We start from the raw sequence: 25,024 nt of genomic DNA on the forward strand, positions 1-25,024 counted from the left end.
GCGTAGCTACTTCAAGCTGCTATGCTGACATTACAAGTCAACGGGAGACTGAATGACTTCTGACATCAGTATTGTCTGGCTGGGAACCATTGCCAGCCTGCTGGCGGGCCTTGGCAGTGGCGTGGGCGCCCTGGGTGTGTTTCTTGTCCGTACCCTCACCCATAAACTGCAGGACGGTATGCTGGCTTCAGCCGCAGGCGTGATGTTGGCGGCGTCATTTTTTTCTCTGTTACTACCTGGCCTCGAGTACGGCGAACAGATTACTGGCGAAACCTGGACCGCCGCGCTGATTGTCATTTTCGGCCTGCTCTCCGGTGCCGCTGCCCTCTACTTTGTGCACCAGAAGCTGCCGCATCAGCACTTCGAACTGGGCCGGGAAGGATCGGACGCTTCTTACATCCGCGGCATTTGGCTCTTTATTGTCGCTATAACCCTCCACAACTTCCCCGAAGGCATGGCGGTGGGCGTCGGTTTCGCCGGCGGCGATGTCAATAATGGCTATGTTCTTGCCACCGGTATCGGACTCCAGAACATTCCGGAGGGGCTGGCCGTCGCTTTTTCGCTATTGGCCATCAACTACTCGCGAATCAAGGCCTTCAGCATTGCCCTGATGACTGGATTGGCCGAGCCACTGGGTGGTCTCTTCGGAGCGACGCTTGTCTGGCTTGCCGAGCCAATAATGCCCTGGACCCTTGGCTTCGCAGCAGGCGCCATGCTGTTCATCATCAGCAATGAAATTATCCCCGAAACCCATCACCGGCAATGGAAAATCATGTCCACCTTCTGCCTGATGGGCGGTTTTGCCGTAATGATGTTCCTGGATGCTACGTTGGGCTAACCGCCCAGACACCCGCCAGGGCTTCCAGAGCCTCCGCGATCAGAGGCTCGCCCTGTCGGTCCTGGTGCCATACGAAACTGAGCGCGCAAGGCAACTGCAACCCCTCAACAATTTCCAGGCCGGTTTCCTGGCGCTCAGCCATCGCCAATGCATCCCGCGCGAGACTCAAACCCACACCTGCCCTGACCAGGTCCAGCATGCACGCCTCCTGATCGACCTGGGCTACGCCCCGCGGCATTAACCCCATGGGTTCCAGAGTGCCTTTAAGCAGCCGGTGATGAACGGAGTCTTCTGGGGTCACAATCCAGGGCATAGCTGCCAAGTCGGACCACTGGGCCGACCGAAGCCTCGGCCCCCAACCCGCCGGCGCAACCACATAGTAGTGAAACCGGGTCAGCTCACGGTGAACCACATCCGGCGCCAGTGCACCCGGCCCGACGCCGGGCGGCGCCAGAAAAAAACCGACATCGAGGCGGCCATCCCTGACCTGTTCCAACACGCTGCCACTCATACCCTGACGCAGCTCGGTTTCCAGTTGTGGCGCCCGTTCCACCAGGCGGTGCAGAAACGCCCCGAGACGGATAAATTCCGGATCCACGATGGTACCAATCCGCAACCGCCCTCGAAGTGTGTTATGCAATGCCCGGGCGCTCTGCGCAAACGCCGCCATGGCAGCGAGTGCTTTTTCAGCCGAAGGCAAGAGAGCCTGACCATCGGGGGTCAACACCAGACCCTGGGGCTTGCGCAGGAACAGTTTGAGTTCCAGTTCGTCCTGCAGTTGCTTGAGCTTGAGGCTGACGGCGGGCTGAGTCAGATGGAGGCGAGTGGCGGCGCGGCTTACACTGCCCTCACGGGCGACAGTAACGAACGCCCGAAGGCTCTGAAGGGGGTACATAAGCGTCTCGTTTCAGGTTCTCGATATAAGATTACCTTATATCTGGCTTTTGAAAATCTCAATTGCTTTCCCCCTTTGCCACACCTAACCTGTATGGTCAGAAATTACCCAAAGCTCCTTAAGGGCCCTTAGCAGAATGCATTTCTGCCATTTCGAGCGGCCAATCGCGAAAAGACAGAGGCATCCATGACCAACGCAACCATCCAGCATTATATCAATGGCGAAATATCTCTCGGCACATCCAGCCAGTCCCAGGACGTGTTCAATCCGGCCACCGGACAGGTCACAGGCCGCGTAGCTCTGGCCGGCCGTGAGGACGTAGACGCCGCTGTTGCTGCCGCCGATGCTGCATTCCCCGCCTGGGCCGACACACCGCCCATTCGCCGGGCCAGGGTCATGTTCAAGTTTCTGGAACTGTTGAACACTCACAAGGATGACCTGGCCCGCGCCATCACCGCGGAGCATGGCAAGGTATTCACGGACGCCCAGGGCGAAGTAGCCCGGGGCATCGACATCGTCGAGTTCGCCTGCGGCATTCCCCAGCTTCTGAAAGGCGATTACACCGAGCAGGTCAGCACGGGTATCGATAACTGGACCACCCGCCAGCCCCTGGGCGTGGTCGCCGGCGTTACCCCGTTCAACTTCCCGGCGATGGTGCCCATGTGGATGTTTCCGGTAGCCATTGCGGCAGGCAACACCTTTGTCCTGAAGCCCAGCCCGCTCGACCCGAGCGCTTCCCTGATGATTGCCGACCTGCTCAAACAGGCCGGCCTGCCCGATGGCGTATTTAACGTGGTGCAGGGCGACAAGGACGCGGTGAACGCCCTGATCGAGCATCCGGATGTCCAGGCCCTGAGTTTTGTCGGATCCACCCCGATTGCCAACCTGCTTTACGAGAAAGGCGCCAAGCACGGCAAGCGTATTCAGGCGCTGGGCGGCGCCAAGAACCACATGGTGGTGATGCCGGACGCCGATCTCGACAAAGCGGTCGATGCCCTGATCGGTGCCGCTTATGGTAGTGCCGGCGAGCGCTGCATGGCCATCAGTGTGGCGGTGCTTGTCGGGGATGTTGCGGACAAGATCGTGCCAAGACTGGCCGAGCGGGCCCGAAGCCTGAAAGTGAAAAACGGCGAACAGCTGGATGCCGAGATGGGCCCGATTGTTACCGCCGCCGCACACCAGCGCATTACCGGCTACATTGACAAGGGTATGGCAGAAGGTGCCGAGCTGGTCGTGGATGGCCGGGAGTTCGATGCCTCGAACACCGGCGATGGCTGCGCCGATGGTTTCTGGATGGGCGGTTCACTGTTTGATCACGTCACGCCCAATATGACGATCTATCGTGAAGAAATCTTCGGACCGGTTCTGGCCTGTGTCCGGGTACCCGATATCGCAACGGCGATTCGTCTGATCAACGACCACGAATTCGGCAACGGTGTCAGCTGCTTCACCGAGAGCGGCAGCGTGGCCCGGGAATTTGGCCGCCGAATCCAGGTCGGCATGGTCGGGATTAACGTACCCATTCCCGTACCCATGGCGTGGCACGGCTTTGGCGGCTGGAAGCGCTCGATGTTTGGCGACACCCACGCTTACGGCGAAGAGGGCGTGAAGTTCTACACGCGCCAGAAATCCATCATGCAGCGCTGGTCCGATTCCATTGATGCCGGTGCGGAATTTGTGATGCCGACCGCCAAGTAACTAGAAAACCAGCAGCGGAGAAAACGCCATGTCCGACAACAACAATGCGACGGGACATCAGGAGTTCGATTACATCATTATCGGCGCCGGCACTGCCGGCTGCCTGCTGGCCAACCGGCTGAGCGCAAACCCGGAGAATCGGGTGCTACTGATCGAGGCTGGCGGACGGGATAACTACCACTGGATTCATATCCCGGTGGGCTACCTGTACTGCATCGACAATCCGCGAACAGACTGGCGTTTCCGTACCGAGCCCGATCCTGGCCTGAACGGCCGATCCCTCATCTACCCCCGCGGCAAGACTCTGGGTGGCTGCTCCAGCATCAACGGGATGCTCTATATTCGTGGTCAGGCCCGTGATTACCAGCAGTGGGCCGAAATTACCGGCGAGGACGCCTGGAACTGGGACAACTGTCTTCCCGATTTCATGCGCCATGAAGATCACTACCGCCTTGATGAGGGCGGCGATGCCGATCCGGAGCACCGCAAGTACCACGGTCACGGCGGGGAATGGCGTGTGGAGCATCAGCGCCTGAAGTGGAAAGTGCTGGAGGACTTTGCCACTGCCTGCGTCGAGGCGGGCATACCCCGGACCCGGGATTTCAACCGCGGCGACAACGAGGGCGTGGATTACTTTGAGGTGAATCAGCGCTCCGGCTGGCGCTGGAATACGTCCAAAGCGTTCCTGAGGAACGCGGAAAAGCGTTCCAACCTGACCCTGTGGCACTCAACCCATGTATTAGGGCTCGAGACAGAAAACGCCGGCTCCGGACCTCGCTGTGTCGGCGTTCGGGTCGAGCGGTCTGGCGGAGATGACGTTATCGCCAGGGCAAAACGGGAAGTCATCCTGTCCGCTGGCGCCATTGGCTCCCCGCAGCTTCTGCAACTCTCGGGCATTGGTCCCGCCGACCTCCTCAAGGAACACGGAATTGATGTAGTTGCCGACCTGCCCGGCGTTGGCGAGAACCTCCAGGATCACTTGCAGATCCGGTCTGTGTACAAGGTGAAAGGGGTCACAACGCTGAACACCATGGCCAATTCCCTGATCGGCAAGGCCAGGATCGGCCTGGAATACCTGCTTACACGCTCGGGGCCGATGAGTATGGCGCCCTCACAGCTGTGTCTGTTTACCCGCAGTTCCGAGGAATACGATTACGCCAACATCGAATACCATGTGCAGCCCCTTAGCCTGGACGCCTTCGGGCAGCCGCTTCACAATTTCCCGGCCATCACCGCCAGCGTCTGCAATCTGAACCCCACCAGCCGGGGTACGGTGCGCATCCGCAGCAACGATCCAAAACAGGCACCGGCGATATCCCCCAATTACCTGAGCACGCCGGAAGACCGGAAAGTTGCGGCAGACTCGTTGCGAGTGACGCGTCGTATTGCCGAGCAGCCTGCGTTCATGCAGTACCAGCCGGAGGAATTCAAACCCGGCCTTGAGTACCAGACCGACGACGAGCTGGCGAAGCTGGCGGGCGACATCGGCACCACGATCTTTCACCCGGTGGGCACTACCCGTATGGGGCGAGCCGATGATGAACAGGCAGTAGTGGACCCGCACCTGAGGGTCCGGGGTGTGGCGGGATTGCGCGTGGTGGATGCTGGGGTAATGCCCACGATCACCAGCGGCAACACCAATTCGCCAACCCTGATGATTGCCGAGAAGGCCGCCAGGTGGATTCTGGCGGGTGATTGAGCATTGAACTGATTGCAGTTTCCAGGTTTTTACCGGCGGACAGGCTGCTAGAATCGGCAGCCTGTTTCAATTGCAAAGGACTGATCCACCATGACGCTTGCAACCTGGCTGACCGTGGTCACCATCTGCATTCTGGGCGCTATGTCCCCGGGACCCTCGCTGGCACTGGTGCTCAAGCAGACGCTCACCGGTGGTCGGCGCAATGGCATCATGACCGCTCTTAGCCATGGCATCGGTGTCGGCATCTATGCCTTTCTGAGCATCCTCGGGCTCGCCGCCATCATCACCGCCTCGCCAACGGCGTTTTCAATTCTGCAATGGGGCGGCGCCCTGTACCTGGCCTGGCTGGGCGTGAAAGGACTGATGGCAAAGCGGCAGGCGGATGACGAACTGCCCGAGCCGCCCACCACCAAAAGTGCGGCCCGTGACGGTTTTCTGATTGCCTTCTTCAACCCGAAAATCGCGGTATTCTTCCTGGCCCTGTTCAGCCAGGTCGTGGGCACCGACACCAGCCTGATGGCCAAGTTCGGCTATGCCGCAACCGCCCTTGTCATTGATACCAGCTGGTACCTGATCGTTGCCTGGCTGTTCTCCAACCCGAAATGGCTGACCCTGCTCAGACAGAAAGCCGTGTGGTTCGAGCGTATCTTCGGGGCCATTCTGCTTGGCCTGGCTGGCCGTCTGGTTGTCGGGATTCTGAACGGGAAATAACCGGCTCAGCCCGCCAGCTGGACGATCTCATCGTACTCGCGCGTCTGGACCACCTGCTCGGCGGCGGGTTCTGCCGCCAGATGGCAGGCCTCATTGACCATGGCACTGGCCACTGTTTGCGCCTCAATGCCGCGGTACTTATCCAGGGGACCGATCAGCAGACGGTTCACCAGCGGCATCGCTTTTATGCCAAGGGCCTCGGCGGTGCGCTGTTCTTTACGATCGCCCAACAACAGACTCGGGTGATAGATGGACAGGTAGGGATAGTCGAGATCTCTCAGGGCGTCTTCAAGCTCGCCCTTTACCCGGTTATAGAAAATAGTCGACGACGACGAGGCACCGATCGCAGACATCAGGATGAACGCTCGCACTCCACGGGAGCGGCCCAGCTCACCCGCTTTCATCGGGTAGCCCAGATCCACCTTCCGGAACTGATCCTGTGAGCCCGCTTTTTTGATGGTGGTGCCCAGGCAGCAGATAATCACATCTACGTCGAACAGTTCGGCGTGATCCTCCAAGCGATCGAAATCGACTTCATGCTGTGCCAGTTTGTCATGCAGCGTCGGCAGCTTGTGTCTCACCAGCGCCACCACCTGCGAAACTTCCTCCCTTCCCAGCAAACCCTGTAGCACTTTGCCACCAGTCAGGCCGGTAGCGCCCAGCAACATCACCCTCATAATCGTCTTTCCCCCATAACCGACTTACCATCCTACCAAAGACCCGCAACAAACGCTGACAGGATGGCGTAAGTCTCCCCGACCGCGAATACTAACGATAGAATCAGAGTTTTACTTTACGGGTAACGGAGACCTGCTTGAAATCGCTTTTGCTTATCCTCGTGACTGTCATCTTCCTTACCGGCTGCCAGGAATCCCCTACCGGCCGGAACCGCCTGGCCCTGGTTCCCGAAGCTGTTCTGGCTGATATGGGCCAGGAAAGCTTCGCGCAGATAAAGCAGCAAAATGCCGTAATCAGAAGGCCTGACATCAACCGCTTAGTACAGTGTATTACGGAAGCTCTGGTCAGCGCCGCCCACACCCGATATCCGGACGCTCCAATGCCACAGTCCTGGGAGATTGCCGTCTTTGAAAATGCCACACCCAACGCTTTTGCCCTGCCCGGAGGCAAGATCGGCGTGCATTCAGGGCTACTTGAACTGGCCGAAAATCAGGCCCAGCTGGCCACGGTGATTGGTCACGAAATAGCCCATGTTCTTGCCGACCACGGCAATGAACGCCTGACCCAGGAACTGGGCCTGCAAGCAGGAATGCTGCTGGTGGGCCTGTTCACCGAAAGTGAAATTGCGGAGAACCAGATACAGCAGGCTCTGGGCATTGGCGCCCAACTGGGTATTACGCTGCCGTTCAGTCGTGCCCATGAGGAGGAGGCCGATTTGATGGGCCTGGAAATCATGGCCCGGGCCGGTTTTGAACCGGGCCAGAGTGTCAGGCTCTGGCAGAACATGGCGCAGGCTTCGGGCGCACAACCGCTGGAATTTCTATCCACCCATCCGAATCACGACACCCGCATTGCCTCCCTGCAAAATCAGCTGGAGACTGCCCGCTCGGTTTTCGAAACGGTTCCTCCAGCCAACTGTCAGATCTGATCAAGTCGCACTCACCGTATAATTGACTATCATCAAGTCTAGCGGCGCGTTAAAACTGAGGCAGATTCCATGGTGGAACGCTTGCCACATCCGGATGGTTTCCGGCTGGTCCTGACACCCAACCGTTCCCTCAGCTGGCATGGCAATGTCCGGATATGGGCCGCCCTGTTCGTGCTTTCAGCCCTTATCGCAACGGGCTTTACGCTTATGGGCGCCTGGGTGATTATTCCGTTTGCCGGGCTGGAGCTGATTGCGCTCGCTTGCGGCATCTACCTGACCTCGCGGGAGTGCCAGCGGCAGGAGGTGCTGTCCATCGACGATGAGGACATTCATCTGGAGAAAGGCAGAAAGCGCAAGCAGGCCGAGTGGACCCTTCCCACCCGTTATGCGCGGCTCAGGGTTGCCTCACCGCCGCACCCGTTCACACCGGCGAAGCTCTCTCTGACCCATCGGGATACTGAAGTATCAATTGGCGGCTTCCTGAACATCGAGGATACCGAAAAGCTCATTGGCATGCTTGAGAAGAACGGGTTGCTGATCGAACGCAAAGAGCCCGATCCGCAGATCGGGCTCTGGTTCTGAAAATTCCGCCCATCCCTGATTGCTTATTCGTAGCTGGCAGCGATTCTTTCGATCTCTCCAGCCTCACGAGCCTCGTCCAGAGCCTGCTGGAGATCCTCGATCACAGCCGGATCGGTATTGTTACTGAATGCCAGATACATGGGCGTCTCCCGGAATACCAGCACCGGCTGCAGCCCGGTGATACCGTGCTCTTCCTCTGCCATCAGGGGGCCCACCAGGCCGTCGGTAACCCACAGGTCGGCCTGGCCGAGGGTAAGGCGACGAGTGTTCACATCACCTGAAACCCCCATCACCACGTTGAATCCCTGGTCAACCAGGTACTCGGACATCACATCGCCCTTGTACCCGGCGATTCTCAGGTCTTTGGCTTCTTCCAGGGAGTCCAGAGAGATATCGGAGTCTGGCGCGGCGAACAACGTCCACTTGATTGATGCCAGGGGACCTACCCATTGAAACTGATCTTCCCGCTCGTCGGTGCGCGCGGTGCAGAACAGACCATGATTTTCGCGATCCTGTACCCAGTTGTAGGCATAGCTCCAGTCCCGCATTTTCATCACGTAGTCATAGTCGACCCGGGACAGCATCGCCTTGACCATATCCGCACAGATACCGGTTATGTCGTCTTCATTGTGGGCGAACCCTTTCCCGGTTTCAGAGGCATTATAGGGAGGGTAGTTTTCCGTAAAGATATACAGGCGCTCGGCCGCAAGGGCCGGGAGGCCAATGGCCGACAGGGTCAACGCGATGAGGCCGGTTTTAATGCCTGTGATTAACTTCGAGGAGACCGGTGCAGTTTCTGTAGGCATTCTCTAGTCCTTTTCGACGATTCAGCTGGAACGGAAGTCAGGCGGCCGCATTGAGTGGCCATAAACCAGGGATATGATTGCAAAAGCGACACACTGGCATTTAATGTCAGCCTTCTTGGTTGATTATGCCAGCAAAACCCATGATTGCGTTTCCGGCAGAAAAAGTCAGTGACAAAACGTATCTGGAAAACCTGCCATCTTTCTGTGGAGCTCAGGCGCCACCAGAGATAACGTCTCCGGCGTCACCGTCGGCAGTACTGACAATCCTGTCACTAATCACACGCAGGCAGCCGCTCTTGCAGACTACGTTGAGAGGCGTTCTGGAGACCACATCCCCGTCGGCCGTAACGGTTTTAGGTTTGCCGGTGTGTACCAGGCAGCGTTGGCTCCTGATATGGACCAGCGTGCTGGTGCGCCGAGGAGTCTGCCGGTTCAGGCGAACCATCAGAAACGTGAACAAAAGCTGAAGAATGGGGCGTGGCCGGACCGCGACAATAGCCAGCTGGCCATCGCTGACGGATGCCTCGGGAATCTCGTTGCCACCGCCAAAAAAAGCGCCATTGGCCACCGCGATGGAAAGCCACCGGCCCTTCACGACGCCCCGATCGCAACGGATGGTTGCCCTGAAGCCTCGCTTCGCATTCAGCCGGCGTAATAATTCGACCACATAGCTGAAACGCCCGAAGAGCTTTTTTTCGGTATCGCGGGATTCCCGTGCAGGGAGGGTTCCCATGCCGACATGGGCAACGTTCAAAAACATACCGTCACCATAATCCGCGACATCCACCATTTGCGTTCGGCCGCTGGCAATCGACTTACACAGCGCTCCCGGCTGGTGGGGAAGCCCCAGATTCCGGGCAAAGTCGTTGGCTGTACCAGACGGCAGGACAGCAAGGGTGGCCCCCTTCTCCAGGCAAACGGCGGCGGCCCGGCTTACCGAACCGTCTCCGCCCGCGACTATAAGCGTGTCCCGGTCGTCGATCCTGGTGCTCCAGTCGGATTCCTCAAAGTCACAGCATCGAGGATCGTGGATACCGGCAGTTGCCAGGTGCTCCAGCCAGAAGTCCCGGCCTCGCTCACCATCGCCAGCACCGGAATTGCATATCAGCCAATAAGTCATGGCGCTTGTCTCTGCTCCCCTGCTCCAGCACAATCCTGTCGACCATTCCCTCACAATAATGAACAACAAGGCAAGCTCGATGGATTTTGTCAGAACCCCGGAAAAACGCTTTGAACGACTCCTGGATTACCCGTTTGAGCCCCACTACGTGGAGGTAGACGGGCTGCGTATGCACTACTTGGACGAAGGGCCGGCCAACGAAAGTCCCGTTCTGATGATGCATGGCGAACCTTCCTGGTCTTACCTCTACCGGCATATGATTCCGATCTGCGCGGCGGCCGGCCACCGGGTTATCGCCCCGGACCTGATCGGTTTCGGCAAGTCCGACAAACCCACGTCCCTTGACGACTATTCCTACCAGCAGCACATGGACTGGATGCAATCGTTCCTCGATCAGCTCGGACTCACCAACATCACTCTGGTATGCCAGGATTGGGGCTCATTGCTGGGGCTGCGGCTGGCGGCGGAGAATCCGGAACGGTTCCGGGCCATTGTGGTGGGCAACGGCATGTTACCTACCGGTGATCAGAAAGCCCCGCCGGCCTTCAAGATCTGGAAGAATTTTGCCCTGCACAGTCCCTGGTTTCCCATTGCACGGATCATCAACACCGGCTCTTTCCGCAAGCTGGGCCCCGATGAAATGCGGGCCTACGACGCGCCCTTCCCTGGCAAAAAGTACAAAGCCGGCGCCCGGGCCTTCCCCAGACTGGTGCCGATGCACCCGGACGATCCCGCCAGTGAGGCTAACCGGAACGCCTGGAAAGTGCTCGAACGTTGGGAAAAGCCGTTTCTGACCACCTTCAGCAATGGCGATCCGATCACTCGGGGCGGCGACGCCTATATGCAGAAGCGGATTCCAGGTGCAAAAGACCAGCCCCACGTAACCCTCAAGGGCGGTCATTTTCTTCAGGAAGATTCACCCGTGCCCTTCGCCCGGGCCATCAATGATCTGCTCGCGAAACTCTCCTGAGCGGTGTAGTCCTGAGGGTGGCAAACTCAATCCTGGCCCACCGGCACCCGCGGCCGGTAGTGCCAGGAAGACCAGCTGTACAGGCCCAGTGCAATCCAGATCACCACAAAGCTCGTCAGTTGGGCATCACTCAAAGGCTCGCCGAACACGAGCAGGGCAATAAAGAACTGCAGGGTGGGATTGATGTACATCAGGAAGCCGACGGTCGCCAACCGCAGGCGCCGGGCGGCACCGGCAAAAAGTAGCAGCGGAATGGCTGTCACAATGCCGCTGGCCATCAGCAGGCTGCCAATGTAGGCACTGTCGGCGAAGTGCGACATTCCCTCGCTCGCCAGCCATCCAAAGGTCAGCAGGCCGACCGGCAACAGCAGCATGGTTTCAACGAACAGGCCGGAAAGCCCATCGAGCACCACCTGTTTTCGAACGAGGCCATAAGTACCGAAACTCATGGCAAGGGCGAGTGAAATCCACGGCAGTTCACCAAGCATCGCAAGCTGGATCAGAATACCAACGCCTGCGAGCATCACCGCAGCCATCTGCCACGGCCCCATGCGTTCGCGAAGCACGAGCATGCCCAGGGCGACATTCACCAGTGGCGTCAGGAAATAGCCCAGGCTGGCCTGGAGAACATGGCGGGTTTCCACGGAATAAATGTAGATGCCCCAGTTGGCGGCAATGAGCAGCGCACAGGCAAGAACGCGCCAGAGCTGCTTCGGATTCGCCAATGCCGCTCTCACAGCAGGCCAGCGACGGAGGCCACTTATGACCACAGCGAGAAAAACACAGGACCAGATGATCCGGTGAATCAAGATTTCAAAGGCCGGCACACCCTCAAACAGGGCAAAGAACAGAGGAAAACAGCCCCAGATCGTGTAGGCACTCAGGCCATACCAGACCCCTTTGGTCGCATCCGTCATGTATTAGCCACTCCCGGACACCCTTCCTAGGCTGGTTTTTTCTGGGTGGCAACCAGAGCCACACCAACGATAGCGACGAGCCCGCCTGTCATTGCCAGTCCTCCAAGGCGCTCATCGAACAGCAGATACGCTTCCAGCGCGGTAACCGGAGGCACCAGGTAGAACAGACTGGCCACCTGGGAAGCAGCACCCTGGCGTATCAGCCACATCAGAAGAAGGACGGCGCCGGTGGATAACCCAATCACAAGCCAGGCCATGGACAACTGCAACTGCAGGCTCCACTCAACCTCGCGGGTTTCGAGGGCGAAGGCTCCAATGGCAAACAGGGCGGCCGCTGCCGCAAATTGGATCAGCGTGCCGGCCACCAGATCCGCGCTGGCGCCGAAGCGCTTCTGGTAGACCGTGCCCATGGAAATTCCAGCGAGGGCAAAACCCGCCCAAAGCAGGCTCCAGGGAGAAAAGCCGGAGGCCTGACCACTCATACCGAACTTCTCGAGGAGGACAAGCGCCACACCGACCAGCCCCAGAATAAGTCCAATCCACTGACGTCCGCTGACTGTTTCCTTGAGGATTGCCACCGCCGCCGCAGCCGTCACCAGGGGTTGCAGCCCCACAATCAGGGAAACAATTCCGGATGCCATTCCGTCCTGAATCGCGTAGTAGACGCCGCCCAGATAGCAGCCATGCACCAACATCCCGGTGACCGCAAGGTGCCCAGCACCTCGCCAGCCCGGCCAGCGGGTTTTCATGACCCAGGCCAGGGCTCCAAGCACCACCAGTGTCAGCAGCATGCGGATCAGCAGCAGCGTAAACGGCTCAGCAAAGGGCAGACCGTACTTGGCGCCGATAAAACCAGTACTCCACAGCCAGACGAACAGCGCGGGCACGAAAAACGAGTAAAACAGTGAGCGCATGAAACTCAACCGGATTCGATGTATTTGTCAGTCAGCTTACTTTATAAGTTAGCAGGCAAACAAAACAGATACAGAAATCCGGTTTCGTGACCAGTACAGTTTGTCAGGCGCGGGTCTCCGGCAGCCTTACTTCGATAGCCGGCTCGGAATCGTGCCAGTTACCCTCCCAGGTGACTTCGGGTGCTGCGCCCGGCCGGGGCGTAATGGTGACGGACACGGATCCGAAACTGGTCGGTGCCGGCCCGAAGCGGATTGGTTTGTCCTGCTCCAGCCACCGGGGAGGGATACCAGCTCCGAGAATGAGACGATCTCCCTCCTCCCGGACAAAGCAGTTGCGGACCATCAACACCCACTCGGCCGACGCCCAGACATGGTGACCATCGCCCATACAGCCGCCCTCGGTCGCCGGATGTATGGCTTCCGGCCATTGCCCGGTGGGCGATGCCAGGCCAGCCACCGCATCCACCAGATCCAGGAATCGAGCATCGCCCGCACGCAGGAGAACCTGAGCCACGTGCAGGGTGAGGTAGGCGTTAAGACCCGAGTGAATCATGTCCTGATAGAACGCCCCTTTCACAAAGCATTTTTCGAGCAGGAATTCGGCACAGTCCAGCAACCTGGGATCATCCGGCTCACACAGCTGGGTCGGATAACCCATCGCCAGTGAGCCTATGGCGCCCGCATCCAGGCGGCGATAGGGCGAGGCCGGCATTCCCGGTCGTTTGAGTCGCTGCTCGCAGGTTGCCAGGCTGCGATCCACCGTCTGGCTGAACTCCCGGGCACCGGCGCCGAAATGCTCGCCGATTTCCCGGTCAATCGTGGCAAACAGTGATTCGGCGGCCTTCAGGCCGGCGATGCCCCAGAAGTCGTCCCAGTAGTAATAGTCATTGGGCCCCAGGTGCTCAGCACTGAAGCCGGCGGGCAGCAGGCCGGCATGGGGCTGGTCAGTGGTGTCACTCAGGCGCTTGTTCTCGATCCAGCGAGCGCCCTTGCGCACAGGCTCCTGCCATTCACCGGGCAGGGGCCGGCCCGTAATTTCATGGAATCGCCGGAGAATCCAGAGCACTTCACCGTTGGCATCCCATTCCCCTTCCTGGGAACGGAAATAGCCATTCTTCAGCTGCCGCGCCGGAAACTGGTACAGCGCCCGTTCGGCCCGGTCGGTAAGTCCGGCGCAGAGCAGTGCGTGGATGATGAACGCGGCATCTCGAAACCAGAAGCGCTTGTAAGTGTATGGCCCGGGGTATACATCCTCCGGCGAATGCAGCACCAGGGAATGAAGAGCCGCGTCGTACAGAAACTGCCAGGTTTCATCGGGGCACTCCAGCCTGGTATGGCCTTCCAGGGCTCTGCCCCAGGCATCAGAACGGATGGTGGGCGCAGAATCATCGGACAGCGGCATCCTGACCGTAAGCTCTGAATCCTCCCCGGCCTTGACCGTAAACAGGGCGGCGGCTGTAACCATACCGACATCGCACTGGCCTTCACTCTGGTCCTCTGTGTCCTGAAGGTGAATGCGGACATCGCCCTGGCGGTAGTCGGAGACATGGTGCCGCTCCGCCGGCCGGCTGAAAAACACCGCCTGCTTGCCATCCACGGTCCAGGCATCTCTCTGCTCGGACAGCCGGACCTTGTTTATAAAACTGATCCCCTCAGGGTTCGCCGGACGCAGCGAAAGCACCAGTGAGCCGGATGTCTCTGACCGCGCCTTCAGAACCATCTCGCACACCGGCCGGCCATTTTCGACCACTACCCGTGAACGGCTGGTCAGGGCCAGCCCGTCCAGTTCGGACTCTGTGACCACGCAGGGACCACCCTCAAGTTCCTGGCGTTGCCGGGCCGTTTTGCAACGAGAGGGCAGAAGGCACCGGCCATCGTCCGCCAGCAGCCACGCATCCAGTGACCAGCCGTCATGGAGCGGTGTCAGCAACCCCCGGGGATCCACCACGGGCAACTCATCCACATCCGGCTGGCCGATGGCCGTCCAGTTACGGTTACTGAGATTGATGTGGGTAATCGAGAATGCCCGGGGAATGAAGGCAATGTCTTCGGGGTCGAACTGGCGCTCCACCCAGTAAGGCCAGACCCAATCGAGGTTGTGCTGGATGACCCGACTGTTGATCAGCCCCCGCGCATGGAAAACCACGCCGGCCCGGAGCAGTTCGATGGGCTCGCCGACTTCCGAAGGCTGGGCAAAACTGTGAAGTTTCCCGAGCAGCGCGATCGGATCGAGGAAACCATGGCGGTGGGCCACGCGTTTTACCAGGTAACGCCAGGGCAGCCACTTCATCCAGCTCATTCGTTTGCCTCCTGTTCTGTTGGCTCAGTCTCGACCTTGTAACGGGCGAGTGCCCGCCGGGCGAGACGATTGAGAAACACCACGGCCATTACCGTGCCTACGAAACCGGCACCGTAAATGGCCCACTCCAGGGGTGAACGGCCGGTTTCCCGCACACCCAGAGTTGACAGGTCGGCGGCAAGCGAGCCGAGATACACGTTATGCAGGGAAAAGGGAATCACACCGAAAAAGGTGCCGACAACGAAACCGCCAAACGAGAAGTTGGTGAGACCGAACAGAAAATTGGACAGCTTGCCGGGGAAGAAAGGGATCAGACGGGTCAGGAGTACGATTTTCCAGCCGTGAGGCGCCATTTCGTTGCTGACGACAGACAATCGCGCGCGGCTGCGAATGTACACACGGGCGTGCTCACCCAGAAAATGCCGGGCAACCAGAAAGGCAATGGCCGAGCCCAACGTAGTGCCCACCACCACGTAGGCTGTGCCTTCCAACACGCCGAACACGAAACCCGCTCCGGTGGTCAACAACACCCCGGGCAGAAACAGCACCATGGCCAGCACCATGATGCCGACAAAGAGGAGAGCCGCCCAGGCCCCCTGGGTATCAAACCAGCGCAGAAGCTCAACGACCTGTTGATGCACACCGAAGGCGTAAAGCAGACCGACTATCAGCCCAACGGCGGCAATGCTCCCGCCCATCCAGAGGACGGGCGACTTCTTCCAGTTGCTCATGGCCTCACCCTAACGCGGGAGGGCACCGGGTCTCAAAGGCCGGACAGGTCATCCGCGCTTTATGAGCTACTGAGAATCGACTGGAGCTTCTGGGTCAGATCCACTGCCTCTGCCCCCAACGGCGTGAGGTAGCCGCCATCTTTCTGGCTGATCAGCCCCTTGGCATGCAGGTTTTCGGCGGCCTTCACAGTTTCCGGAGCCGCCGAATGGGCATGAACCTTGAGCCCTTCCTGAGTCGAGGTGGAAGGAAATTGGCCCAGCAAATTGAGTTCGGCAAGGTGATCAACAGAGAATGGCATGGCATTTCCTCGTATTATTATCGGGGGTTTACATTCAGCATAGCCGATTCACACCATGAAGCTTTCACGAATTCTCAGCAACCGGAATGACATCAGTCGCCGTCAGGCCAATTTTCTGATTGCTTCCGGTCGGGTGGCCGTAAATGACGTCACCTGCCGCGATGCTGCTGCCGAGGTGGATCGGTTTTCATGCGTACGGATGGACGGCGATATCATTCAAGAGGCTGAAGCCTGCCATTACCTCATGCTCCACAAACCTGCAGGTTTTCTGAGTGCAACGCTCGACGACACCCATCGGACCGTGATGGAGCTGATCTCGCCAGAACTGCGCGAGGATCTGCACATTGCCGGACGACTCGACCGCGCCAGCACGGGCCTGCTGATTCTCACCAATGATGGCCGCTGGTCACGCCAGCTTACCGAGCCCCGAATCAAGATCCCGAAAGTCTACCGGGTCAGCACCGCCTATCCGATTTCTCCAGAGACCCCTCATCGATTCGCGGAGGGCATCTGGTTTGAGTTCGAGCAACTCACCACCTCACCTGCTGACCTGGATCTTCTGAGCCCCTGTGAAGCCAGAGTGACCATTTACGAAGGCCGTTACCATCAGGTGAAGCGCATGTTCCATGCCGTCGGTAATCGCGTAACGGCCCTGCATCGGGAACGGATGGGAAATATCCTGTTGGACGATGACCTGGCGGCCGGCGAATACCGCTCACTGACTGCCGAAGAAATCAACCTGATGCCGGATTGATCTGCCTCACAAACGCAGAGCCAGCATGGGCTATGCTTTCAGGGTAGCTCCAACAGAAACAGGGAAGATTCAAGGCAATGCCAAACCAGACGAGCGATTTTACCCACGGCCACTGCGTCATCTCAGCAGCTACCTCTCGGGGCTGGTGCAGGGAAAGCTCTGGCTGAAGGTGCTCATTGGCATGTTCCTCGGGTTGATTACAGGCACGCTCCTGGGACCGTCGGTGGGACTCGTGGAACCGGAAACCGGGACGTTGATCGGTAACTGGCTGGCTTTCCCGGGGCAACTGTTTCTGGCCACCATCCAGATGATCGTAATCCCCCTGGTAATTGCCTCGGTGGTTCGCGGGCTCGCCGCCAGCGAAGACCTTGAACAGTTGCGAAAGCTGGGCCTGAGGGTAACCGGCTTTTTCGTAATCACGACGGCCATGGCAGCATCGATAGGTCTCTGGATCGGCGACCTGATCAACCCCGGCAGAATGATGGCAGGGCTCGGCACTCCCGTTGAGGCCGGGGAAAACAGTGTGCCTGTTGCCTCCATGCCGGGTGTGGATGAGCTGCCCAAGACCCTGATCGGGCTGCTACCGGGCAACCCGCTCGATGCCATGGTTGAAGGCCAGATGCTCCAGGTGGTGATCTTCTCCATCATTGTCGGCATTGCCCTGGTGAGCATGGCCCCGGAAAAATCCAGGCCCATGCTGGACCTGCTCGATTCCCTCCAGCAAATCTGCATGACGGTCGTACGCTGGGCAATGCGCCTTGCCCCCATTGCCGTGTTCGGCCTGATGGCCCAACTCACAACCACCCTGGGATTCCGGGCAATGCTGGGCATAGCATCTTACGTCGCAACCGTCATTGCGGGCTTGCTGGGACTTCTGGGCGTTTACATGCTGATCCTGAAGCTGCTCGCCGGCCAATCCCCCGTCCGGTTCCTGAAAGACACCCGGGATGTGCTGTTGCTGGCCTTTTCCACATCCAGCTCGGCGGCCGTCATGCCGCTCTCCATAAGAACCGCCGAAGACAAGCTCGGTGTCCGGCCGTCGGTTTCCCAGTTCGTGATTCCCCTGGGCGCCACCATCAACATGAACGGCACGGCACTCTACCAGGCCGTTGCTACCATCTTTCTTGCACAGGTCTACGGCATTGATCTCAGCATGGGCAGTATGGCGCTCGTGGTCGCCATGGCTGTGGGCGCGTCCATCGGCTCACCGGCCACGCCCGGGGTAGGCATCGTGATCCTTGCCATGGTGCTGCAAACCGTGGGCATCCCTCCCAGCGGCATCGCACTGATCATGGGCGTGGATCGAATCCTGGATATGTGCCGGACGGCCATCAACGTGACGGGCGACCTGGTGACCTGCCGGCTGATGGAGAATCTGGCGGGAAAGAGACTGCCGCCCGAACCAGTACCGGAAGAAACGTCTTGATCGGGCGGAGTTGACTTGACCAGCGCGGGGCCAGCTCAGATGCTGTCGGAGCGTTTTTCCGAGTCCTGCAACTCCTCCTCGGTGTTGTTCCATTGCTCTGAAAGCGCTTCATAGGCATCGGAAAATCCCTTTCGAGCCTTCTCCCAGGCGGATGCCGAGCTGTCTTTCAGTTCCTGATACCAGTTTTGGACACGAGCCCTCTGTTCTCGCAACGACTCGAGGCTCTTCTGGGACCGCTCTCGGGCGGTATCGCTCATATCGTCCCAGTTTTTCGAGAGTTGTTGCTCAAGCTCCTGGATCCGTTTGTCCAGGGCGGACAATGTTTTGTTGATCGAATCCTCAGCCTGCTCTTTCTGGTCAGAACCATAGTCCTGAAGCGCCTCGCCCAACTCCCGGGTTTCCTGTTTAAGCGACTCCACGGAAGAATCCTCTGGTGATGATTCAGCCAGAGCAGTCCCTGAAAACATTCCAGCAAAAACGATCGTAAGTGCGTAAGCCCAGTTCTTCATGATTCAGTCCTCCCAACACGTCCCCGGACTTTAGCAGCGAGGTCTGGCTGGATGCACCTTAACTAAACCTAATACTGGGACTCACTGTTGCTTTGAAATGAGGCTATCGACAACCGCCTCGCAGACCTGGTCCTGATTCAGACCTTCGCCCTTGACCGTCAGATCCGCATAACGGGAATACAATTCAAACCGCTCTTCGAACAAAGCTTGCAGCGACTGATCCGGCCGCCGGGAAATGCCCCGCATGCTGTGATCACCGATTCGCTCGATGACCAGGTCGAGCGGGATATCAAGAAACACCACGGTACCGTTGGTCTTGAGGTGTTCCATGGCTCGATCACTGTAGACCGCGCTGCCCCCTGTGCTGACCACCTTGTGCCGGACATCCAGCTTCAGCAGTACCTGCTCCTCAATGCGGCGCAGGGCTTCGTAACCATCCTCGTCTACAATAGTCTGCAGGGTACGGCCAGCGTCCTCCTGAATGAGCAGATCGGTGTCGATAAACCCGAGGCCCAGCCGTTTGGCCAGCAGCACGCCCACGGTGCTCTTGCCGCTGCCGGGCATACCGATGAGAACGAGGTTGCCTGTGTCGGTCGGGTTAGCCATGATGCTTTTGAACTGCCTCTTCGAAGAGTGAGAACTGGCCAGCAATACGCAGAACGTAACATTTTTCCGACAGAGCGCGCGCTTTATTCCGCCGGGCAAGCCCGTATAATTCAGCCAAAGGCGGTTTTGGAGAATAATTGAAACCGGCCATTAGCGGCTTCTTTCGCGAGTGAGTAATGACCAACGGCAGAGCATTTCTGATCCCATCCATCGCAGCGCTTTTGCTCGTTCTGTCGGCACCCGCCATGGCAGACGGCATCAAGCGTATTGTGCATCCGGATGGCACCGTGGAATTCACCAACGTGAAAAACGCCAGCCAGCCCAGGGCCTCCTCCGGCAACGATACCGTCTACCGCTACACCGATAACAACGGCGTGGTGGCGTATAGCAGCGTCCAGCCTGCCGGTGCCGAGTTCGACGTTATCCGCTTCCACTGTTACGCCTGTGACCCGGAATCCAGCGTCGACTGGCGCAAGACGCCACTATTCACAAAGCCATTCGATTCCGAGATCCAGACGGCGGCACAGGAATTCGGGGTTGATCCCGCGCTTGTTCGCGCTGTGATCCACGCCGAATCTGCCTTCAACGAAAAGGCCCTGTCCCCCGTGGGCGCACAAGGGCTGATGCAACTTATGCCAGGTACTGCCGAAGAACTCGGTGTGCGCAATGCGTTGGCGGCGGCCGAGAACATCCGTGGCGGGGTGCATTATCTGGCCAAGATGCTCAACCGGTTCAATGGGGACATCCGGCTAGCCACCGCCGCCTACAACGCAGGGCCCGGTGCCGTGAGCCGCTACCAGGGCGTACCGCCCTACGCCGAAACAAAGGCCTATGTTGAACGGGTTGGCATCCTTCACGAGCGCTATGCTGCGCTGTAGGCCCCTCTGAGGTCCGGGAATCAATGAACTTCAAGCGTCTGGAGACCTTTATCTGGGTTGCCACGCTGGGTAGCTTTCGCAAGGCTGCCGAGCACCAGCACACCACCCAGCCGGCCATTTCCAACCGTATCGCAGCTCTTGAAGACGAGCTTGGCGTCAGGCTGTTCGAGCGCGAGTCCGGGCACAGCAAACTTACGAGCAAGGGGCAGGAGCTACTGCCCTATGCCGAGAAAATTGTCTTCATGGCCCAGCAACTGCGCAAGCGCGCAGACCGGGGAGCCTCGCTCTCCGGCATTCTCCGGCTCGGGGTTTCCGAAACCATTGTGCACTCCTGGCTGCCGCGTTTTTTCCGGGAACTGCACGAAACGGCCCCCAATCTGGATGTGGAAATCACGGTGGATGTCTCCGGCAACCTCCGATCCGGCTTGCTGGATCGCAGCCTGGATCTGGCCTTCCTGATGGGCCCCGTATCTGAGCCGAAAATTGAGAATCGGTCGCTCTGCAGTTTCCCGCTGATCTGGGTAGCCAGCCCGGAGCTGAATCTTCCAGACAAGCTTCTGGAACTAAAAGAGCTCGCCGAGTGGCCCGTCATTACCTATGCCCGAAATACCAAACCCTTTGCTGAAATCAGCCAGAAATTCAGTGAGTTGGACGACCTTCCAGCGCGCTTCTATTCGTCAAGTTCACTGGCAGCCTGCCGGCAGCTGACCCTTGATGGCATTGGTATTTCAACGCTTCCACTAAGCGTGATCAAGCACGAACTGCAAAGCGGCCGCCTGGTCCAGCTCAATACCTCATGGACGCCCTCAGAACTCGCCTTCACAGCCTCCTATTCCGGGGCACCCTTCAACCCGATTGCAGAGTTGGCAGCGAACCTTGGAGTGATGGTCTCCGACGAATACGACCGGACCACACATCACGAAAAGTTATCGCAAGACCTAAAAAACGATAATTAGACTTTTTCACCAGCCGGTATACCCTGAAATTTAGTTGTAAAAGACAATTTCAATCAGGGGTTACCGTCATGCACACCGGTGCGTATTCCGATTTCAAGAACAACCTGCTTGATCAGGCCTCAGAATTACGCGCTCGCATTCGTTCGGGCGACCACACAGCGCCTACAAGTGGCCAGGCCAACAGCCTGCTTCAGGGGAACGTGGTCATCCTGCCGTCCGAATGGGCCGGCGATTTTCTCCTATACTGTCAGAATAACCCGGTTGCCTGCCCCCTGATCGGCATGTCTCAACCCGGAGATCCGGCCCTTCCCGACCTTGGACACGATCTGGATATCCGGACCGATGTACCTGAATACCAGGTATTCCGGAATGGCGAGCGGGCGGAGAAAGTCACGGATCTCAAAAGCCTCTGGCAGGACGACCTGGTGACCTTTGTCCTGGGTTGCTCGTTCTCGTTTGAAGATGCCCTGATCAGGGCCGGCCTCTCAGTCCGGAACGTGGACGAAGGGCGGAACGTTTCCATGTTCCGCTCGAACATCGCTACCCGGCCCGCGGGCCGGTTCAGCGGCAACATGGTGGTTTCCATGCGCCCGTTCAACGGTGCGGATGCCATCCGCGCGATACAGATCACGACCCGCCTGCCAAAGGCCCACGGTGCACCGGTTCACATCGGCGATCCGGCGCTCATTGGCATCCAGGACGTTAACCAGCCTGATTTTGGAGATCCGGTAACGATCAGGCCGGGCGAGCTTCCGCTGTTCTGGGCCTGCGGGGTTACCCCGCAACTGGCCCTCGAGAACGCGCGCCTGCCTTTCGCAATAACCCACGTACCGGGAAAAATGCTGCTTACCGAGCGGCTGAATGAAGAACTGGCGGTACTCTGAAGCCCCAGTTCCCTTTAAACGATAAAAAACAGAAAAACGGGAGATTCACTATGTTCAAAAAACTCGCCACAGCCACCCTGGTTACCGGGGCGCTGCTTACCTCAGCCGTTCAGGCCGATCAATGGCACATGCCAACGCCCTACGGCGACGCCAACCTGCCTACCCAGATCGCCTACGGTTTTGCCGAGGACATCAAGAACGGCACCGATGGTGACATCACCATCACCGTTCACTCCGGTGCATCCCTGGTAAAACACCCGGAAATTCCCCGGGCCGTAAGAACCGGCCAGGTGCAGCTGGGTGAAATCTTCATCGGCATCATGGGCAACACCCATCCGGTGTTCAAACACGACAATATTCCGTTCCTGGCAACCAGCTTCGAAGATGCCAAAAGACTCTGGGAAGCCGCCAAGCCCCAGATCGAGAAGCAGCTGGACAAGGAAGGCATGACCCTGCTGTATACCGTGCCCTGGCCGGCACAGAGCCTGTATACCAAAGCCCCGGTTAACACGCTGGAAGATCTGGAAGGTCTGAAGATGCGGGCTTACAGCCCTTCTACGTCGCGTCTGGCTGACCTGATGAACACCACCCCGACAACGGTTCAGGTACCTGAGATTCCCCAGGCGTTCAGCACGGGCATCATCGACGCCATGATCACCTCGCCGTCCACGGGCGCGAACGGGCAGGCCTGGGATTACCTTTCCCACTACACCGACATCAAGGCCTGGATTCCCAAGAACGTCGTAGTCGTCAACAAGCGCGCCTTCCGTCGCCTGAGCGATGAGCAGCAGCAGGTTATCCTGGATGCGGCCGCCGCTGCCGAGGCCAAAGGCTGGGAAGGCGTTCGCAAGACCGCGGCAGAGGACACTGCCACCCTGGCGGAAAATGGCATCACGGTTTCCGAGCCGTCTGAGGAACTGATGGCCGAGCTCCAGAAGATCGGCGACATCATGGTGAAAGAGTGGGAACAGGAAGCACCGGAGGAAGTCGGCGCTATCCTGTCCAACTACCGCTAAAAGTTCACTCAACGGAAGCCTCCTGAGTGTTCAGGAGGCTGTTCCGGGAGGCATCCGTTATGAACTCTCTTCGAGAGAAATTTTATCTGGCATCCGGTTACGCTGCTGGTTTCTGCATCGCCCTGATCATGGTCGTCATCCTGGCGCAGATCGTGGGCCGCCTGTTCGGCTTTATCATTCCCTCAGCGGAAGACGTGTCCGGCTGGGCTCTTGCCGCCTCCACCTTCTTCGGTCTTGCCTACACCTTTCATAACGGCGGCCATATCCGGGTGACCCTGGTTATCCAGAAGTGGTCGGCACGGCCAAGGTTCTGGCAGGAGCTTGTCGTCCTCATTTTCGGGTTCGGGCTCGCCTGCTACATGACGTTCTATGGCTGGCACATGGTGTGGGAATCCTACATCTTCGAGGAGGTGTCCCACGGCTATATCCCGATCCCCATCTGGATACCGCAGGTTCCGGTTGCACTGGGAATGACGGCACTCAACATTGCCATCCTGGACGACCTGGTTGCCGTGATTCGCAAGCGCACTCCTTCCTACCAGCAGCATGAAGACGAGATCAATCTGGAGGAAGTGTAATGGATATCGCATTTCTCTCGATTGTCCTGGCAGTTGCGATGATCCTGATGCTCGCCGTAGGCGTGTGGGTCTCCCTGACCCTGGTTGGGGTCGGCATTCTGGGCCTGCTGCTCTCCGGAAACGATCAGATCGGCCTGCTGTTCGCCACGTCCAGTTGGGGCGCCAGTACCAGTTGGTCTCTGACGGCCCTGCCCATGTTCATCTGGATGGGGGAGGTTCTGTTCCGTACACGACTGTCCGAGGATTTGTTCAAAGGGCTGGCCCCCTGGATGGGCGGGCTGCCGGGCAAGCTTCTCCATGTAAACATTCTGAGTTGTGGCATTTTTGCGGCGGTTTCCGGCTCTTCCGCAGCCACTGCCGCAACAATTGGCCGCATGACTCTGCCAGAACTGAAAGCCCAGGGTTACAGCGACAAGATGGCGGTAGGTACTCTGGCTGGCTCCGGCACGCTGGGGCTGTTGATTCCGCCCTCCATTATTCTGATTGTTTATGGCGTGGCCGCGGAAGTTTCCATTGGCCGCCTGTTTATTGCCGGTGCTCTGCCCGGACTGATGCTGGTTGCCATGTTCATGGGTTACACCATGATCTGGGCCAAGCTCAACAAAGATCAACTCCCAACCACCAAAAAGGAAAACCTGGCGTTCTCGGTCAAGATCAAGGCCCTGAAGATGCTGCTTCCGATCGTTGGCCTGATCATTTTCGTACTCGGTTCTATCTACACCGGTTTTGCCACGCCAACCGAAGCCGCTGCACTGGGCGTGTTCGGCGCGCTGATCATCGCGGCCGCAACCGGTTCACTCAGCATCCAGAGTTTCAAGGACAGCCTGTTGGGCGCTGTGAAAAGCTCCTGCATGATCGGCCTGATTCTCGTCGGTGCCCACTTTCTGACCCTGGCCATGGGCTTCCTGGGTATTCCGCGGGAACTGGCCGCCTGGATCGGCAGCATGTCCCTGTCACCGTTCGAACTTCTGGTTGGCCTGACAGTGCTGTTCGTCCTCCTCGGCTGTTTCCTGGACGGGATTTCGGTTGTGGTTCTGACCGTGGCGGTTGTCATGCCGATGGTTCAGCAGGCCGGCATCGACTTGCTCTGGTTCGGGATCTTTATTGTGCTGGTGGTAGAGATGGCACAGATTACGCCCCCGGTGGGCTTCAACCTGTTTGTCATCCAGGCTCTGACAGGTAAAGACATACTGTACGTGGCCCGGGCAGCCCTGCCGTTCTTCCTGCTGATCATGGCAGCACTTTTCCTGATCGGCTGGTTCCCTGAGATTGTCACCTACCTGCCCCAGACCATGAGCCAGGGATAATGCAGGACACAACGTTTTTCGGAGG

The 25,024-nt window shown here is 58.6% G+C and carries 26 protein-coding genes; 15 read left to right on the forward strand and 11 right to left on the reverse strand.

Going from position 1 to position 25,024, the window contains the following annotated elements; all coding sequences use genetic code 11:
- Positions 1 to 52: 52 nt before the first annotated feature.
- On the forward strand, positions 53 to 838 hold the full coding sequence (locus AC13E3_RS22950; protein ID WP_482902599.1) for a ZIP family metal transporter: 786 nt from the start codon (positions 53 to 55) through the stop codon (positions 836 to 838).
- Here AC13E3_RS22950 and AC13E3_RS22955 read toward each other — a convergent pair.
- Positions 825 to 1,733, reverse strand: coding sequence for a LysR family transcriptional regulator (locus AC13E3_RS22955; protein WP_405416807.1), 909 nt, complete (start codon positions 1,731 to 1,733; stop codon positions 825 to 827). The genes AC13E3_RS22950 and AC13E3_RS22955 overlap by 14 nt on opposite strands.
- 186 nt (positions 1,734 to 1,919) lie before the next feature.
- Here AC13E3_RS22955 and AC13E3_RS22960 point away from each other — a divergent pair, with 186 nt between their 5' ends.
- From AC13E3_RS22960 to AC13E3_RS22970, 3 genes are all read left to right on the forward strand, one after another.
- Positions 1,920 to 3,431 (forward strand): CoA-acylating methylmalonate-semialdehyde dehydrogenase, encoded by a 1,512-nt coding sequence (locus AC13E3_RS22960; RefSeq protein ID WP_482902600.1) that lies wholly within the window; start codon positions 1,920 to 1,922, stop codon positions 3,429 to 3,431.
- A gap of 28 nt (positions 3,432 to 3,459) precedes the next feature.
- The gene (locus AC13E3_RS22965; protein ID WP_008173871.1) at positions 3,460 to 5,130 is read left to right on the forward strand and encodes a GMC family oxidoreductase; all 1,671 of its coding nucleotides are present in this window, start codon (positions 3,460 to 3,462) and stop codon (positions 5,128 to 5,130) included.
- Positions 5,131 to 5,220: 90 nt separating this feature from the next.
- On the forward strand, positions 5,221 to 5,841 hold the full coding sequence (locus tag AC13E3_RS22970) for a LysE family translocator (protein WP_092033575.1): 621 nt from the start codon (positions 5,221 to 5,223) through the stop codon (positions 5,839 to 5,841).
- 5 nt (positions 5,842 to 5,846) lie between these two features.
- On the opposite strand, the gene AC13E3_RS22975 is transcribed toward AC13E3_RS22970, so the two are convergent.
- Positions 5,847 to 6,518, reverse strand: coding sequence for an NAD(P)H-binding protein (locus AC13E3_RS22975; protein WP_104269849.1), 672 nt, complete (start codon positions 6,516 to 6,518; stop codon positions 5,847 to 5,849).
- A 137-nt stretch (positions 6,519 to 6,655) separates the two neighbouring features.
- On the opposite strand from AC13E3_RS22975, the gene AC13E3_RS22980 reads away from it, so the two are divergent.
- Together AC13E3_RS22980 and AC13E3_RS22985 are read left to right on the forward strand one after the other, a co-directional pair.
- Entirely contained in the window at positions 6,656 to 7,447 is a 792-nt protein-coding gene (locus AC13E3_RS22980) for a M48 family metallopeptidase (protein WP_008173865.1), read from the forward strand.
- A 69-nt stretch (positions 7,448 to 7,516) separates the two neighbouring features.
- Positions 7,517 to 8,029, forward strand: coding sequence for a DUF2244 domain-containing protein (locus tag AC13E3_RS22985; RefSeq protein ID WP_008173864.1), 513 nt, complete (start codon positions 7,517 to 7,519; stop codon positions 8,027 to 8,029).
- A gap of 23 nt (positions 8,030 to 8,052) precedes the next feature.
- On the opposite strand, the gene AC13E3_RS22990 is transcribed toward AC13E3_RS22985, so the two are convergent.
- Positions 8,053 to 8,835: a substrate-binding periplasmic protein gene (locus AC13E3_RS22990; protein WP_008173862.1), complete on the reverse strand. Its 783-nt coding sequence runs from the start codon at positions 8,833 to 8,835 to the stop codon at positions 8,053 to 8,055.
- A 211-nt stretch (positions 8,836 to 9,046) separates the two neighbouring features.
- Positions 9,047 to 9,955 (reverse strand): diacylglycerol/lipid kinase family protein, encoded by a 909-nt coding sequence (locus tag AC13E3_RS22995; RefSeq protein WP_482902601.1) that lies wholly within the window; start codon positions 9,953 to 9,955, stop codon positions 9,047 to 9,049.
- A 79-nt stretch (positions 9,956 to 10,034) separates the two neighbouring features.
- Between AC13E3_RS22995 and AC13E3_RS23000 the strand changes: the two genes are divergently transcribed.
- Positions 10,035 to 10,925, forward strand: coding sequence for a haloalkane dehalogenase (locus AC13E3_RS23000; protein WP_482902602.1), 891 nt, complete (start codon positions 10,035 to 10,037; stop codon positions 10,923 to 10,925).
- A gap of 26 nt (positions 10,926 to 10,951) precedes the next feature.
- Here the strand turns inward: AC13E3_RS23000 and rarD are convergent, their stop codons facing one another.
- From rarD to AC13E3_RS23025, 5 genes are all read right to left on the reverse strand, one after another.
- A complete protein-coding gene (rarD, locus tag AC13E3_RS23005; protein ID WP_053112782.1) occupies positions 10,952 to 11,842 on the reverse strand; it encodes an EamA family transporter RarD in 891 nt (296 codons plus the stop codon).
- 26 nt (positions 11,843 to 11,868) lie between these two features.
- Positions 11,869 to 12,756, reverse strand: coding sequence for a DMT family transporter (locus tag AC13E3_RS23010; protein ID WP_053112783.1), 888 nt, complete (start codon positions 12,754 to 12,756; stop codon positions 11,869 to 11,871).
- A gap of 103 nt (positions 12,757 to 12,859) precedes the next feature.
- Positions 12,860 to 15,055 (reverse strand): hypothetical protein, encoded by a 2,196-nt coding sequence (locus AC13E3_RS23015; RefSeq protein WP_482902603.1) that lies wholly within the window; start codon positions 15,053 to 15,055, stop codon positions 12,860 to 12,862.
- Positions 15,052 to 15,786, reverse strand: a complete 735-nt coding sequence (locus tag AC13E3_RS23020; protein WP_482902604.1) for a TVP38/TMEM64 family protein — start codon at positions 15,784 to 15,786, stop codon at positions 15,052 to 15,054. The genes AC13E3_RS23015 and AC13E3_RS23020 overlap by 4 nt, the downstream gene beginning before the upstream one ends.
- Before the next feature lie 59 nt (positions 15,787 to 15,845).
- A complete protein-coding gene (locus AC13E3_RS23025; protein WP_008173849.1) occupies positions 15,846 to 16,085 on the reverse strand; it encodes a TIGR02647 family protein in 240 nt (79 codons plus the stop codon).
- A 55-nt stretch (positions 16,086 to 16,140) separates the two neighbouring features.
- Here AC13E3_RS23025 and AC13E3_RS23030 point away from each other — a divergent pair, with 55 nt between their 5' ends.
- A complete protein-coding gene (locus AC13E3_RS23030; RefSeq protein ID WP_008173846.1) occupies positions 16,141 to 16,839 on the forward strand; it encodes a pseudouridine synthase in 699 nt (232 codons plus the stop codon).
- 25 nt (positions 16,840 to 16,864) lie between these two features.
- Positions 16,865 to 18,265 carry a dicarboxylate/amino acid:cation symporter gene (locus AC13E3_RS23035; protein WP_482902605.1) on the forward strand — a complete coding sequence of 467 codons (1,401 nt, stop codon included), beginning with the start codon at positions 16,865 to 16,867 and terminating at the stop codon, positions 18,263 to 18,265.
- A gap of 35 nt (positions 18,266 to 18,300) precedes the next feature.
- On the opposite strand, the gene AC13E3_RS23040 is transcribed toward AC13E3_RS23035, so the two are convergent.
- Positions 18,301 to 18,684, reverse strand: coding sequence for a sll1863 family stress response protein (locus tag AC13E3_RS23040; protein WP_482902606.1), 384 nt, complete (start codon positions 18,682 to 18,684; stop codon positions 18,301 to 18,303).
- A 171-nt stretch (positions 18,685 to 18,855) separates the two neighbouring features.
- Positions 18,856 to 19,380: a shikimate kinase gene (locus AC13E3_RS23045; protein WP_474545782.1), complete on the reverse strand. Its 525-nt coding sequence runs from the start codon at positions 19,378 to 19,380 to the stop codon at positions 18,856 to 18,858.
- A 176-nt stretch (positions 19,381 to 19,556) separates the two neighbouring features.
- Between AC13E3_RS23045 and AC13E3_RS23050 the strand changes: the two genes are divergently transcribed.
- The 6 genes from AC13E3_RS23050 (at position 19,557) to AC13E3_RS23075 (ending at position 24,999) form a co-directional block, all read left to right on the forward strand.
- On the forward strand, positions 19,557 to 20,258 hold the full coding sequence (locus AC13E3_RS23050) for a lytic transglycosylase domain-containing protein (protein WP_474545783.1): 702 nt from the start codon (positions 19,557 to 19,559) through the stop codon (positions 20,256 to 20,258).
- Positions 20,259 to 20,281: 23 nt separating this feature from the next.
- Positions 20,282 to 21,214, forward strand: coding sequence for a LysR family transcriptional regulator (locus tag AC13E3_RS23055; RefSeq protein WP_104269841.1), 933 nt, complete (start codon positions 20,282 to 20,284; stop codon positions 21,212 to 21,214).
- A gap of 68 nt (positions 21,215 to 21,282) precedes the next feature.
- Complete coding sequence (locus AC13E3_RS23060) at positions 21,283 to 22,098, forward strand: putative hydro-lyase (RefSeq protein WP_008173834.1); 816 nt, start codon at positions 21,283 to 21,285, stop codon at positions 22,096 to 22,098.
- Between the two features lie 50 nt (positions 22,099 to 22,148).
- Positions 22,149 to 23,114, forward strand: coding sequence for a TRAP transporter substrate-binding protein (locus AC13E3_RS23065; protein ID WP_273017403.1), 966 nt, complete (start codon positions 22,149 to 22,151; stop codon positions 23,112 to 23,114).
- A 59-nt stretch (positions 23,115 to 23,173) separates the two neighbouring features.
- The gene (locus AC13E3_RS23070; protein WP_008173829.1) at positions 23,174 to 23,692 is read left to right on the forward strand and encodes a TRAP transporter small permease; all 519 of its coding nucleotides are present in this window, start codon (positions 23,174 to 23,176) and stop codon (positions 23,690 to 23,692) included.
- Positions 23,692 to 24,999: a TRAP transporter large permease subunit gene (locus AC13E3_RS23075; protein ID WP_273045470.1), complete on the forward strand. Its 1,308-nt coding sequence runs from the start codon at positions 23,692 to 23,694 to the stop codon at positions 24,997 to 24,999. The genes AC13E3_RS23070 and AC13E3_RS23075 overlap by 1 nt, the downstream gene beginning before the upstream one ends.
- The last annotated feature ends 25 nt before the right edge of the window (positions 25,000 to 25,024 follow it).

The organism is Marinobacter sp. L-80 (assembly GCF_056859395.1).

Bases quoted from the DNA above. Each gene is read 5' to 3' on its own strand.
- AC13E3_RS22950 (WP_482902599.1), top strand. From the start codon at position 53: ATGACTTCTGACATCAGTATTGTCTGGCTGGGAACCATTGCCAGCCTG.
- AC13E3_RS22955 (WP_405416807.1), bottom strand. From the start codon at position 1,733: ATGTACCCCCTTCAGAGCCTTCGGGCGTTCGTTACTGTCGCCCGTGAG.
- AC13E3_RS22960 (WP_482902600.1), top strand. From the start codon at position 1,920: ATGACCAACGCAACCATCCAGCATTATATCAATGGCGAAATATCTCTC.
- AC13E3_RS22965 (WP_008173871.1), top strand. From the start codon at position 3,460: ATGTCCGACAACAACAATGCGACGGGACATCAGGAGTTCGATTACATC.
- AC13E3_RS22970 (WP_092033575.1), top strand. From the start codon at position 5,221: ATGACGCTTGCAACCTGGCTGACCGTGGTCACCATCTGCATTCTGGGC.
- AC13E3_RS22975 (WP_104269849.1), bottom strand. From the start codon at position 6,518: ATGAGGGTGATGTTGCTGGGCGCTACCGGCCTGACTGGTGGCAAAGTG.
- AC13E3_RS22985 (WP_008173864.1), top strand. From the start codon at position 7,517: ATGGTGGAACGCTTGCCACATCCGGATGGTTTCCGGCTGGTCCTGACA.
- AC13E3_RS22990 (WP_008173862.1), bottom strand. From the start codon at position 8,835: ATGCCTACAGAAACTGCACCGGTCTCCTCGAAGTTAATCACAGGCATT.
- AC13E3_RS22995 (WP_482902601.1), bottom strand. From the start codon at position 9,955: ATGACTTATTGGCTGATATGCAATTCCGGTGCTGGCGATGGTGAGCGA.
- AC13E3_RS23000 (WP_482902602.1), top strand. From the start codon at position 10,035: ATGGATTTTGTCAGAACCCCGGAAAAACGCTTTGAACGACTCCTGGAT.
- rarD (WP_053112782.1), bottom strand. From the start codon at position 11,842: ATGACGGATGCGACCAAAGGGGTCTGGTATGGCCTGAGTGCCTACACG.
- AC13E3_RS23010 (WP_053112783.1), bottom strand. From the start codon at position 12,756: ATGCGCTCACTGTTTTACTCGTTTTTCGTGCCCGCGCTGTTCGTCTGG.
- AC13E3_RS23015 (WP_482902603.1), bottom strand. From the start codon at position 15,055: ATGAGCTGGATGAAGTGGCTGCCCTGGCGTTACCTGGTAAAACGCGTG.
- AC13E3_RS23020 (WP_482902604.1), bottom strand. From the start codon at position 15,786: ATGAGCAACTGGAAGAAGTCGCCCGTCCTCTGGATGGGCGGGAGCATT.
- AC13E3_RS23025 (WP_008173849.1), bottom strand. From the start codon at position 16,085: ATGCCATTCTCTGTTGATCACCTTGCCGAACTCAATTTGCTGGGCCAA.
- AC13E3_RS23030 (WP_008173846.1), top strand. From the start codon at position 16,141: ATGAAGCTTTCACGAATTCTCAGCAACCGGAATGACATCAGTCGCCGT.
- AC13E3_RS23035 (WP_482902605.1), top strand. From the start codon at position 16,865: ATGGGCTATGCTTTCAGGGTAGCTCCAACAGAAACAGGGAAGATTCAA.
- AC13E3_RS23045 (WP_474545782.1), bottom strand. From the start codon at position 19,380: ATGGCTAACCCGACCGACACAGGCAACCTCGTTCTCATCGGTATGCCC.
- AC13E3_RS23050 (WP_474545783.1), top strand. From the start codon at position 19,557: ATGACCAACGGCAGAGCATTTCTGATCCCATCCATCGCAGCGCTTTTG.
- AC13E3_RS23055 (WP_104269841.1), top strand. From the start codon at position 20,282: ATGAACTTCAAGCGTCTGGAGACCTTTATCTGGGTTGCCACGCTGGGT.
- AC13E3_RS23060 (WP_008173834.1), top strand. From the start codon at position 21,283: ATGCACACCGGTGCGTATTCCGATTTCAAGAACAACCTGCTTGATCAG.
- AC13E3_RS23065 (WP_273017403.1), top strand. From the start codon at position 22,149: ATGTTCAAAAAACTCGCCACAGCCACCCTGGTTACCGGGGCGCTGCTT.
- AC13E3_RS23070 (WP_008173829.1), top strand. From the start codon at position 23,174: ATGAACTCTCTTCGAGAGAAATTTTATCTGGCATCCGGTTACGCTGCT.
- AC13E3_RS23075 (WP_273045470.1), top strand. From the start codon at position 23,692: ATGGATATCGCATTTCTCTCGATTGTCCTGGCAGTTGCGATGATCCTG.